The following is a 13,209-nucleotide window of genomic DNA, read 5'->3' as shown; positions in this document are numbered from 1 at the left end:
ACTTACCAATTACCGTTATAAAATTTTCTTAATATTCCAGAAGTTTAAAGCTGATGTTTTGCCCCGTAAACTTTTGCGCCAAAACACTAATCGATGATTCTTTTAACTGTAAAATTCTGGGATAACCGCCCGTAGTTTGGCAATCGCGCATTAAAACAATAAGTTTTCCAGAAGGCGTTAGTTGCACCGTTCCCGGAAGCACCAACGAGGTGATTATGGGCTGCAAGCTATTATCCAAAGTGTCCTCCAATTGGTAAGCCATTCGGTTATTTTCTTTTGAAATTTTAAATGGTTTTGAAAACAGTTTTTCTTGTTGTTCTTTGGAAAGCAAATCGAATTCCGGCCCTTTATATACTTCGATTTCATTTGCATTAAAATGATTGGCATTTATTTTAATTCGAGCATGCTTTGAATTAATTTCGATAAAATCCGAAAACGGCAACTCGTCATTTATACGCAGATTAAACGAATTGGTAATGCCTTTGTACATACTTCTGCTGCGCATGACTTTTTCGGTTTTAAAACCACCCGAAATCGCCAAATAACATCTAAATCCATAATTCAGTTTTCCAAAAGACAAAACGTCTCCGGTTTTCACAGCTATATTTTTATAAAGTTGGACTTGGTTTGAATTGATTTTTGGCGACATATCTGCTCCAGAAATGCAAATGTTTGCATTGCCATAAAATTGAAGTGTGGCGCCCGTCATCGTCATTTCAATTACCGCTGCATTTTCATCGTTGCCCAATACAGCATTAGCCATGGTTGCCGAATAACGATCCATAGCTCCGGAATATGGCACGCCGTAATGCTGAAAACCGAAACGACCTAAATCCTGAATACTTGAATAAAACCCTGTTTTAATGACTTTAACCATAGATGACCTCGCTTTCCAATTAATAATCGCCCGCATCAACACGTGTTTTAATTTCGTGGTGTTTATTTAATGAAATTGGATAAAACTCTATACGGTCTCCGGATGATGCAAAACACGGATTCTCTTTTTTTACGTCGAAAAAAGGAATGGGTGTATTCCCGATAATATTCCAACCGCCAGGGCTTTCATTCGGATAAACCCCAGTTTGATGACCGCCAATGGCCACAGCCCCTTTTTCGATTTTTAATCTCGGGGTATCTTTTCGAGGAAAATAAAGCGTTTCATCCAAACCTCCCAAATACAAAAATCCGGGTAAAAAACCGATAAAATAAACGGTGTAAACAGCTTGCGAATGCCGCTTAATAATGTCTCTTTTTGAACAGTTTTTAGCCTTAGACATCTGCTCTAAATCAATACCAAAAACAGCATCATAACACACCGGAATTTTCCATTGCTTAAATTTGGGTTGCTCATAAGTTGCATTCTGATTATAGATTTTTTTTAAGGTAGAGCATTGAGATTCAAAATCTATAATATTTTTTTCATAAGTAATTAATAATGAATTATATGCGTGAGTTATATTAACGACAGATTTAATATTGTTTTCTAAAATTTTATCTTTAAAAGCCAATACATCAAACAGTGTTTTTTTATCGATTACAGATGGCCATTCAATCAAAATTGAACGTTCTCCATAGCGTTTGTATACAAGGTTAAAGGCCATAAAAATTACATGATTTTCACCCCTTTTGCTTCCAAGTTTTTCCTTAGGGTTTTAACCAGGTTTACAGCCTCGGTATTATCGCCATGAACACAAAATGTATCCGCTTTTATGGCAATTTCCGAGTCGTTAACAGCTCTAACCTTTCCAGTGGAAATCATGCGATACACATGGTTAAACAGGGTTACATCGTCACAAATCAGTGCATTGCTTTTATCTCTGGAAACCAAGGTTAAATCGTCGTTGTAATTTCTATCGGCGAAAGCTTCATAGATAATAGCGATGTTATTTTTAATCGCCACATCGGCAATTACCGATTTATAGGGCACGTATAATTTTACGGGAATGGCTATGCTCTTTATCGCTTCAATGATAATTTTTGCAGTCTTTTCGTCAACCATTGCTATATTGTAAAGGGCACCGTGTGGTTTAATATGATGCAATCTGGCGTGCTCTTCTTTTAAAACATTCAATAAATCGCGAATCTGTTTTTTTATCGATTTGTACAACACCACTGAAGGCATTTTCATGGCCACTCTTCCAAAGTTTTCTTTATCTGGAAACGAGGGGTGCGCTCCTATTTTTACACCGTGTTTTTTTGCCAACCGTACAACGCTTCGCATAGTTTCAACATCACCTGCATGACCTCCGCAGGCAATATTACAACTTGATATGTAAGGCATTAATTGTGATTCGTTACCAATGCCTTCACCCAAATCTACATTGATATCAATCTTGTAATTTTGCATTAAAAGAGGTTTAATTGAAACACTTTGTTAAGCGTAGCTAACGATAGTAAGATACTAATTCCTAGAATAATAATCCCGAAAATATTTTGTTTTACATTATTTACATGTGTTCCCAAAATAGATTTTTTATTCATAACCCAAATTAAAAAACCAGCAATAATGGGCAATAGGATGCCATTGGTAACTTGGGCGAATTTTATAATTTCTATTGATTTTATTCCTGATGAAGCGGATATTACACCAACAAGCAAAACAATTATCCAAACTGCTCGAAACTTTTTAGATTGCATATTGGTGCTCCAACCCAGACAGCCCGTTGCCACATAAGCCGCTGCCAATGGCGCTGTAATGGCACTGGTAATGCCAGCAGCAAACAAACCTATAGCTAAAAAATATTTTGCAAAACTCCCGAATAACGGCTCTAATCCTTTGGCTAAATCTGCCGCATTATTTATGTCTTGGATTTGAATGGATGCGGCCGAAATAATGATACACATAGAAACCAACCCGCCTAAAACAACTGCGACCAAAGTATCCTTTCTTGCGAATTTTAAATCTGATTCGTTATGCCATTTTTGTTTCACTAAAGACGCATGTAAAAATAAATTGTAAGGCACAACGGTTGTTCCAATTAAAGCAATGACTGTTAACATGCTATCTTTTGGAAACTTGGGGATAAATACGCCGTTTAAAATTTCAGAAATATTGGGTTTGGTAATCATAGCCGTAATCAGAAAGGCTAAACTCATTAAAATCACAAGAAAAACCAATGCGTTTTGAAGGATTTTATAATTCCCTAAATAAAGCAAAACGAAAGCAATAATGCCTATCGCAATACTCAGAAAATTAATTGAAATTCCTGCCATGTCAACATTTGAATTTCCAACAATAGTTTCTAAACCTAAAACGCCACCGCTTATATTTCCAGCTTCGTAAGCGGCATTACCAATAACAATGGCAGACAGTATTAAAATAATAGCTAGCGTTTTTAATATGGGGTTTTTAATTTCACTTCTAATGGCTTGCGCCAATCCATTTTGTGAAATAATCCCCAGTCTTGCAGCCATTTCCTGTAAAACAATGGTTGCTATAATGGAGAGCAACATCGCCCAAAGTAAGGCATACCCAAAGCCCACGCCAGCAAGTGTGCAAACGGTTACGGTGCCCGGTCCAATAAACGCAGCGGCGACTAATGGCCCGGGACCAATGTTTTTAAACCAGTTTTGCATATAAGTTTATATCTATAGTTGCTTTAACAATTCATCCACTGCTTTTTTAAGTTGTGTGTCTTGGTTGTTTGCTTTATCATCTGGATTGTTTAGCACTAAAATATCCGGGACTGCCGGTACAAAATCCATGTTATCGCCAGTCGATTTTACATACCAACCTCTAAACGGCATTCTAACGCTAGAGCCGTCTATTAATCGAGCCGAACCTGTTGAAATAACCGCTCCAAAAGTAGGTTCGCCAACCAAAGTACCAATATTCAATGCTTTGTACGCATGCGAAAATATTTCGGCATTCGAATAGCTGGTATGATTACACAGCGCTATAGATGGTTTGGTCCAAGCCGCTAAAGGCAAACGCTCGCTAAACGGATAATGCTCTTTAAATTTTGTATGTTCGGTTTTTAAATTTCCAGCAGCGCCGCGAGGCACCGTATAAGCGTGTTGCTTTACGTTTAAAACCGCCATAAGATAATCGGTTGTCCAACCACCACCGTTAAATCGCACATCAATCACCAGTCCTTTTTTGCCCAAACCGGCAGCGGTGAGTTCGCGCTCAAAACGCTCGAAACTCGTCCAGTTCATCCCTTGAATATGAATGTAACCCAACTGCCCATTCGAGTATTTTTCAGTCAGGCGTTTACGTTCTTTTACCCAAGCTTTATAGTTTTCAAAACGGTTGCTACTTGTAGGTCTGATTACGACTTCAACGGCGTTATTTCCTCGGTTAACATCTAAATAAATCTTCTCGTTTGCAGTGCCTTCCAACAAGCTGTAAACATTCAAATCTTTAGTAAGTTTAGTGCCATTTACGGCAGTAACCACATCGCCGACACGTATTTTACTCATGCTTCTATCGGCAGGCATGTCGCCAATTACCGCTTCAACTTTTAAACTTCCGTTGTTATTGGGCGTAAACTCCAAGCCTAACAAACCGGTGCTTTGTCTTTGCAAATCTTCGCGAGATTCTCCAGAACGGAAGCCCATGTGACTTGCATTTACCTGACCCAACATCCAATTGAACATGTTTTGGAAATCTATTCTGGTGGAAGCGTCCATAGCCAAAGGCTTGTAGGTTTTCTTTAGGGCATTCCAATCGCGACCATGAAAATTGGGATCGTAAAACCCATCGTTAAGTGCTTTCCAAGCTTCCTCGAATATTTGATTTGATTCTTCGTGGTAATCCACGTTCAATCGCGCTGAAATAGGAAGGCTTTCAGTTTTATCAGACGACATATTAATTTTTGAAAGACTACCAAATCCGCTGGTCATGTACAAATTTGAATATTTATTGTCTACCACAATATTGGAAGGTCTTTTATTCCCATTTGTAATGGCTTTTCTGTCTTTTCCTTCCCATGAAATTTTAAACAAATCGGATTCGGTATCGGGATTGCCTCTGGTGCCATTGCCCGTAGTGTAGTAAATGGTTTTTCCGTCTTTTGAAAATGCTCTACCAAACTCGCCGCCCGTAAACGAAGTAACCTGTATTTGACGCTCGTGGATGTCTTCAAAATCGATTACAATGTCCTTAACCGCATCTTTATCTTTTTTGTCATCGTCGTTTTTCTTGTCGTTCTTTTTGCTTTTATTCTTGTCATCATCATCATCTTCTTTCCAATCTTCAGCTGTTTTTTCCCAATCTGCCTTATTTAACCAAGTAAACCAAACATCGTAATCGCCATTATTTCTATTGGATGAAAACATTAATTTTTTTCCATCGGCACTCCATACCGGACCATAATCTTGTTTTGGATGCATCGAAATGTTCACTGGTTTTTTGGAGTTATCGGCTTTATGAATATAAATTTCGCTGTTAAAATCCAGATCGCTCAAGCTGTACGCCAACCATTTGGAATCTGGCGACCACGACACGTTATCGGCGGCATCCCAACCATCAAGCAAAATGGTTTCGTTTGAAATTTTTCCGGAGTTATCTATGTTCGCAACCACAAGCATGCCCCGACCTCTTTGAAATGCCAATTGTTTTCCGTTAGGAGACATTACCAAATTACTTTCGTTTTCCTTGGTTTTTGTAATTCTTTCAACCCGATGTTTTAAGGTTTTAAAGAGGTTTGATTCTTTTTTATCATCGGAAGTTACCACGTACAAATCATTCTGTCCGTCTCTATCCGAAATAAAAATCAAGGTGCTATCGTTAACCCAAGTGGCCATTCTGTCTCTGTACGATGAATTTGAAACGTTTACCGTTCGGCTTTTATCTTTATCATTTTCCCTTAAAAATACTTCGCCTCTAATATTCAACGCACTGTATTTTCCGTTTGGCGATACGGCAATTTCGCCAATTCTGTTGGTGTATGTTTTGCGCTCCACAGGATCGAACCTGTAATCTGAAGCGATATCAATGTTTACTTCTTTTTGGGATTTGGTTGCCGTATCCATTACAAAAACCTTATCGGCTTGAGCCATAATTATAGCATTTCCGTTTCTACTCACATGAAAAGAAAATATGCCCATATCCTTAAACGCACTCACCTGCTCTATTGGTCCTTCTTTCGCGCCCGTATCAGAAATCTTAAGTTGGTGTACGTTATATTTTCCGCTTTGTGCCGATTGAAAATAAATGGTATTGTTATCGCCCCATTGCGGATAAAAATCGTTGCCATCAAAAGTGGTTAGTTGTGTGTATTTATCATTTTTAATATCGTACAACCACAAATCCCTATTTGCCGAACCACGATACGCTTCACGTTGGATTCTGCAATTTCCCTTTACAAAAACAATAAATTTTCCGTTGGGTGATAATTTGGAATCGAAGCCTAATGTGCTCATAAACCTATGTGGTGTTCCGCCTTTATCGCTTACTTTATGCGTTTCGTATTCGCGTTCAACTTGGGCAAAATTCCGTCGTGTTGAAAATAAAATATCACCATTATTTGTGTAATCCGTTAAATTATCGGTGGTTGAATGATACGTAATTCGTTGTGACAATCCGCCATTTGAAGGTATGGTAAAAACATCATAATTTCCAAACCTGTTGCTCTGAAACGCAATGGTTTTTCCGTCTGCGCTCCACAGCGGATTGGTATCGTAACCTTCGTGAACGGTTAATCGTTTTGCGTTTTTACCGTTTATATTTGTCGTCCAAATATCGCCCTGAAAATTAAAGGCTATTTGCGTGCCATCGGCATTTAAAGCTGGTGAATTTACTATCGGGTTTTGTGCAGATACGGCGTTGGCAAACAAAAAACTGCATGCCAAAAGCATTAAAGAAAATGGTTTCATTTGTTTAGTTAATTAGTTTAATGAAGAAAAATATAAAAAATTAAAGACATACTTGTTGTTTGCAATGGCTTTAACATAATATTGAGATTCTATTTGATTTTGACTGTGGAATTAAGCGCGTAAATAGCGAAACTTCCCAACCAATGACCGCCCTCGTAACTGTCGCCTACAATACTTGGCAACGAATAATTTATATGGTGATTGGCGATGTTTTTTAAATGATTGTACTCCGGCAATCCTTCGGCAATTTTATTTAAACTCCATGCACGCGAAAAATTAACGCCATCCAAATGCACCAATTTTCCATCGGTTCTGTCGGACACTTTTCCTGTTTCGAGTTTGAAGTTTCTATCTTTTAACTGCGGAAGAAATTCATGCAACCATACTTTGAAATCCTCAGTTGATAGCACACGCTTCATTAAAGCGGCTTCCTCTAAACACGGCGATAAAAAATCAAAACCACTGGGTTCCCAGGTTATTGGGCAACCGGCGTCTTTCAAATAAAAATCTTTAGCGCGTTGTGCAATCAGGTTTTTAAGTGTTTCGTTATTTACGGTTGAAGCATAATCGTAAGCAAAAGACAACCCGAAAGCGGTATTTGTATGTTCGCCAACTCTTATTGGGTAATTTAATTTGGGAAGAAATTCTATGTATTTTCCAACAATTAAATCGGTTAACGGTTGTAAATTGGTTTCAAGGGTTCGTGCGGTTTCGTCGTCCCAAGTATGCAATTCTTCGGCGAGTTTAAGCAACCACGCCCAACCGTAGGTACGCTCGTAAGACGTGTTGTGTTTGCCATAAAAATATTGCACTTCGGATTCAATATTTTCTTTTGAAATGTTATTGAGAAGTTGATTTTTAATTTCATCAGCATTATCAATATCCGGGAACTGTTTGAGTAAACTCACCAAACTCCAATGCCCGTGAACGGACGAATGCCAATCGAAACACCCATAAAACGCAGGATGCAATGCGCTTGGGGATTTTAAATCGTCATCGTTACCAATCGTTTGGTTGAGTTTGTTTGGATATTCGGTATTGATGCAATGCATCGGTAATTGTGCTAAGGTATTTGCACCTTTTAAGTCCAGTTTTGGAATGCCTAAAATGGGTTTGGATTGCGATGCTGAAACCAGTTCTGTTTTGGTTTCAGCAGGTTGTTGTTTTTCTTTCGAGTTGTTGCAGCTTACAGTTGAAACAACGAATAGCAGTACGATATATCTTTTCATATCGTAAATATAACAGTTAGTTGGTAAATTTTGAAAAACAATTTATGATTATGAAAATAGATGGCGATTCTATCAGGAAATATGGTGCTTTAATAACGAGCGCTAATGTTGGGTAATTAGTTTTTTTATATAAAAAAATTTAGAAAGTTATTAACAATAAATTTGCATCAATCAAAATATTGAAGATTTGTTAAATCTTATTTTATTTTGATTTTATTTGTTTATGTTTATGTTTGCAATATAATTGAATTATGATTTCGTTTTTATAAATTTATATTCATCTATTTCTTCATTTAATCTTATACACACCAAAACTTTATGCTGTTAACAATCTAATTTTAAGATATTTAATTTAAATTTTATATTTGATTGAAAACCAAAGTATGAGTCGTAAAAAATTAAAATATCTAAAAGTCCCTCTACCAAATTGGACTTGGTGGCAATTTGGATTAATAGCAATGATGCTAATCATAGCCTTTAAGTCAGAGATAAAAATAGAAAGTCTAATAAAACTCATTCAACTCTTAAAATAAAGATTAAGGTTTTCGCCCCAACCAACCCTCTCTATCTAAAAATTCTAAACAGTAAACAAAGAAACAAGATTGCTAATTTCCTGTTTTTTGTAGCGTCCATTGCCTACCCAAAAGATCGGTTCCAGAAATATTGCCATTTGCCTCCATTTTCAGGCTTACACTGCCATGGTCTGGTATTGAGCCATTCATTAAAGAAACCATAACATTGTATGTTAACAGTTTGTTGAGCGGATTATACCCCCAAGTACCGCTTATTTGCGAAAACCCATCAACACTTTGCTGGGTGCCGCTTAATGCTCCACCAACGTTAAAATAGAGGTTTAAATAAGAGATTTGTTGCCCAAATTGGTAAATATAAATGTTCCAAGACCCGGGCATGTAAATGCTGTTTTGCTGTGGCGGAATCGTGGGCTTTTGTGGCGGTTGTAAGTTTGATGTAGTGTTTTGATTGCTTTGATTATCGTTAATATGTGTTTTAAAGTTTGCAGTAACGGTCAGTTTTTTATTCTTGATCAAGTGGTGTATCTGTTCCGCCATTTTCCAGGTTTGTCCGGCACCAAACCAACTAAAATTATAGAAATACATCATTTTTTTAACACCATCATAATTCCCCGAAACCCCCATATAGTTATAGGTGTAACCCGGATTGATATCTTGTGGATAGTAGTCCAACACATCAATATCCGTTATAGTGATTTTAATTTCTCCATCAAATACTATGCGGTCTGAAAACACAAGGATTGACCCCGATTGTTCAGAGTTATCCACAATGGCTTTGGCTTGATTGATGTGCCGCATTTTCACATCCTTGAAAGAAACCAAGAGTTTTGTTGATGTGGCCGAAGAATTATCTTTTAAAACAGTCGCTTCTTGTTTTTCAGTATCTATATTATTTACTATTTCAGGCTCCGGCATTTTTTTAGCGGGCTCTTTTAGTTTTTCAACCGTAACACGTATAGTTTTGGAGCCGCCGCCATTTTTATCTTTCACACGAATACTACCACGGTTCATGCCTACTTTTGGGGTTAACTTTAGCTTAATGTAAGTGTCATGGTTTTCAATATCAATCCAATCGGCATCACAAGTTGCGGCCCAATTTAATTTACCGCTTCCTTCATTAAACACGTCTATAATTTCATCCAGCAAGTCCTCGTCAAATGCCACACCAAGGTGGTCAATTTTTTGTTCAGATACGTTCAATCGGGGTTTCCCACTGCCCAGATTCATGGTTTTGTCTTTCTCTTTTATCGCATCCAATTCTTTTTTAGGTAAAGGTTTCCGTCTGCAAAGCGGGAGATCACCGGAAGTATCTCCAAACTTTCTTTGGGGCCGCTGCTTGGTTTCTTTATTGATTCTTGGATAGATATACTCATAAACCTCATTAATGCTCACATATCCGTCTTGATTTCTATCTATTTCATCTGCTAAGAGCGCTTCGGTAAGGTATTTTGTAAAAGGACTTGGGCTATCAGGTTTATTGGTATCGGCCGTTAATTCTTCCGAACTTGAACTGGTTATAACAAAACGGCCTTCACCAAGTAACGATTGTGGCAAATCCCCGCCTTTAAACGAGCCGCTGTGGCAGCAATCGAGAATTAAAATATGCTTTCTGGTTCCGCAAGATTCCAGTAACATGTTGATGGTGTTATCTGATATCGCTGTAGAAATCAAGGAGTCTTTCTTTGAGTTTTTAGCGGCTAAATACAACCTATTCATGATGTTGTGCAACCCGTGCCCGCTATAATAAAACAACGATTGATCGTTATAAGTTAGATTTTTGAAATAATCCTCCATAGCTGCAAGCATTTCTACAGATGTTGCGTTTATAAGTTCAACAACATGCTCTTCTTTAAACAATCCTTTTTCAGGATTACAAAGCGCCTGTTTTAATATCTTGACATCGTTTACGGGCCCATTAAGCTTTTTTAATTCGTGCGGATCTTCAGGATATTCACTGTTCCCTATCAATATAGCTTTATAGGTTACACTCATATTACGAAGCTTTTTCTATGGCTTGTTCAAGGAATTCTTTAAGCGTATTTTTGTCAACGCCGCTGGCATCGGCGGTAAACGAAACCGTTTTTCCGTTAATATTTGCCGATAATTCAATTTTGGTAGACTTATCCCTAGCCAACCACGCTTTAACCACATCTACTATTCCTGTTATTACTGCAGGGCCTAGGGTGATAATTAAGGTTTCCAATCCGCCTTTCATACCGTCCATAGGCTCTGATTTCTTTTCGACTTTTGTGGCTCTTCCTTGCAAATCACGGACAAGTAAATTTTTTTGTTGTGACCATCGCTGATCGTTTTCATCAAAAAAATCTGAAGATGGATTCAGAATAACTTCTATCTGTTTATTTTCCATAATTATTGTTTTTTGGCTGTAAACCAAATTTATAGAATTTATTTCAGATATGCAGTTAAATGTTTCGCGATTTTTAAAGTACCTACGTGTTTTTCAGAAGTTTACATGAAACACTTGTTGTTCGAAAGGTTTTGGGCGTTACCCCCAAAAGGGGTCGGGCTTTCAGCAGTCGCTTCCTCCTGCGTCGGCGAGCTCCAACAAATGCCTCAATCCCTAACGCACATATTTGCTAGCTATATTTTTAAACCCAATGGTTATGGTTGTTTTGGAGTTTATGGGTTTTGTGATTTTCGAAATACTTTGAAGTTTTAAATTTCGAATAGTAGCTACTTTATATAATTTACTCTAGTTCATTTTTTCCGCCACTGGTCACAGACTAGCGGTTGCGGGGGGAAACGGTTAATTGAATCTGTAAATAGCAATTCCCATTAAATCTGACTTATTTTTCCGCACCGACCAATTGTAGCCCTACTACTGAAATAACCAGTGTTGTAAGAAAAAATATTCGCCAAAATGTTATAGGCTCACTAAACAATACAATGCCTGCAATAACAGTACCTATTGCGCCAATAGCACCCCAAACAGCATAGGCAGTACCCACAGGAATTGCGGCTTCACCACCCATGGCCTTAAATAAAAGGTACATGCTAATGCTTACGCAAACAATGAACGCCAATAGCCAGAGCCACATTTCTTTACCCGAAGTTTGCTGTGCTTTTCCTAAGCTTATGGCAAAACCGGTCTCAAAAACGCCGCCAATAACCAATAATATCCAGTTTATACTCATAATTTAATTTTTACCAAAAAAAACATAATCTCCTTGTAACTATCATCGTTTGCTAAAAGCAAACGGTCGCCAAAATTCAATTTAACTTTTTAAACCAAACTTTAAATCGAAAAAATATAAATATAATTATTAATTCCCCGTTTTTTTGCATTGTCTTCAGGATTATGGAATTTGTAATTTCCGCTCATCTATTTTATAGTTTATAATTGTAGCTTAAAATTAGATGCCACACGAAAGGATTCGTACGGTAGCGCGGGTGGCGAAGGATGATTTTTTCTAAAACATGGACGTTTAGGCCTATTGTTGTTAGAAACACTAAAACGTATTTTTTATATTAATTGGATATAAACCTTTCAAAAGATTGCCAATATTTGTCTCTATAAATATCAAATTCAATTCTAAAGTCCTTGGCATATTTAGATTGAACTTCGTAAAAAACCTTTGAAGGTTTTCTAAAATCTGTACATGCAAAATAAATTTCCCTAATATTTTCCGCGGTTTGCCTTCCAACATTTAAGTAACCATCAAAATCTTTAAGCTTTAAAAGTATTTCTTCTTCGATATTATTCATTAAATCATAATCCACTTTATTCGGCATTCCTTTGTTTTCTTTACCATCATATTCAATTTCTAAAACGGCAATCCAAGGATGAGATGCTTTGCTATCCCAGGAAAGCAAATCTGCGTTAACAATAGCAATTAAAGGAAGTCCGTTTTTTAATTTAGCTTCCAGTCCCGTGAAATTATCTTTATCGGTATTATATCTTATACCATCATATTTTTCAACAAACTCTTTTTCTCTCCAAATTAAAAAATCATTTAGTTTGTCGATTGGAACCAAATCATTTAAAGCATCTTTTGTATTAATTACATTCAAATTATCAATAAGTGAAATTGATTTAAGTTCTCCTAATGAGTTATCTAAGGATAAATAAACCCCATTTGTGATTTCGCTCCTATTTTCTTCCATTAAGTCTTTGTGAGTAATAGTAATGTCAATTTCATCTGGAAAACCTGATAATTCATTCGAATAAAAACTCATTGTGGTTTCATCAAATTTATAGCCTCCCATTTCAATAGCAAAAGTATTTGCCTTAGACGGTGGTTTTAAAGCCGTAATTTTCCAACCATTAATTTTTGGAGCGGCATCAACCAATTCCTCCACAAAAACAATATTTTTAACCGTTCCATCTGCCGTTAGAATCAATTCAGCTATATCGTTATCGTACATGCCCGTTAAAAACCAAAAGCCATCTTTCAATTCATTTAATTTTGGAGCTAGTTTGCTGAAAAAAACCTTATTAATATCTCCTTGGTTCTTTATCACTTTATGAAATTTGCCTTCATTTTGAACAAACCAATCCCAGAAATCGGAATACGATTTTATAGGTTTATCTTTTACCAAAAACTTTTTAAAAAAACTCATTTTATATTCTAATTATTAAAAACAGATTCTAGTATTCGTTGGAATTT

At 36.9% G+C, this 13,209-nt stretch carries 10 protein-coding genes; all 10 read right to left on the bottom strand.

All coding sequences use genetic code 11. The features are described 5' to 3' along the window. Positions 1-28: 28 nt before the first annotated feature. Positions 29-913, bottom strand: a complete 885-nt coding sequence (locus RNZ47_RS06315; protein ID WP_311937907.1) for a 5-oxoprolinase subunit C family protein — start codon at positions 911-913, stop codon at positions 29-31. After that, the gene (gene pxpB, locus RNZ47_RS06310) at positions 897-1,601 is read right to left on the bottom strand and encodes a 5-oxoprolinase subunit PxpB (protein ID WP_311937905.1); all 705 of its coding nucleotides are present in this window, start codon (positions 1,599-1,601) and stop codon (positions 897-899) included. The genes RNZ47_RS06315 and pxpB overlap by 17 nt, the downstream gene beginning before the upstream one ends. Positions 1,602-1,606: 5 nt before the next feature. Then, positions 1,607-2,347 (bottom strand): 5-oxoprolinase subunit PxpA, encoded by a 741-nt coding sequence (gene pxpA / locus RNZ47_RS06305; RefSeq protein WP_311937903.1) that lies wholly within the window; start codon positions 2,345-2,347, stop codon positions 1,607-1,609. Continuing rightward, entirely contained in the window at positions 2,347-3,576 is a 1,230-nt protein-coding gene (locus RNZ47_RS06300) for an Nramp family divalent metal transporter (protein ID WP_311937901.1), read from the bottom strand. Before RNZ47_RS06300 ends, pxpA begins: the two co-directional genes overlap by 1 nt. Before the next feature lie 12 nt (positions 3,577-3,588). Beyond that, a complete protein-coding gene (locus tag RNZ47_RS06295; RefSeq protein WP_311937900.1) occupies positions 3,589-6,819 on the bottom strand; it encodes a S41 family peptidase in 3,231 nt (1,076 codons plus the stop codon). Positions 6,820-6,908: 89 nt separating this feature from the next. Then, entirely contained in the window at positions 6,909-8,048 is a 1,140-nt protein-coding gene (locus RNZ47_RS06290; protein ID WP_311937898.1) for a DUF2891 domain-containing protein, read from the bottom strand. Positions 8,049-8,653: 605 nt separating this feature from the next. After that, positions 8,654-10,573 (bottom strand): caspase family protein, encoded by a 1,920-nt coding sequence (locus RNZ47_RS06285; protein ID WP_311937897.1) that lies wholly within the window; start codon positions 10,571-10,573, stop codon positions 8,654-8,656. 1 nt (position 10,574) lies between these two features. Then, on the bottom strand, positions 10,575-10,949 hold the full coding sequence (locus RNZ47_RS06280) for an effector-associated constant component EACC1 (protein ID WP_311937895.1): 375 nt from the start codon (positions 10,947-10,949) through the stop codon (positions 10,575-10,577). A 439-nt stretch (positions 10,950-11,388) separates the two neighbouring features. Then, a complete protein-coding gene (locus tag RNZ47_RS06275) occupies positions 11,389-11,730 on the bottom strand; it encodes a DMT family transporter (RefSeq protein ID WP_311939050.1) in 342 nt (113 codons plus the stop codon). A gap of 340 nt (positions 11,731-12,070) precedes the next feature. Then, complete coding sequence (locus RNZ47_RS06270; RefSeq protein ID WP_311937893.1) at positions 12,071-13,162, bottom strand: DUF695 domain-containing protein; 1,092 nt, start codon at positions 13,160-13,162, stop codon at positions 12,071-12,073. Between the last annotated feature and the right edge of the window lie 47 nt (positions 13,163-13,209).

This window comes from Hwangdonia seohaensis (assembly GCF_031932625.1).
GTDB lineage: Bacteria > Bacteroidota > Bacteroidia > Flavobacteriales > Flavobacteriaceae > Hwangdonia > Hwangdonia seohaensis.
The sequence above is the reverse complement of the archived record's forward strand: the minus strand, read 5'-3'. Positions and strand labels throughout refer to the sequence as shown.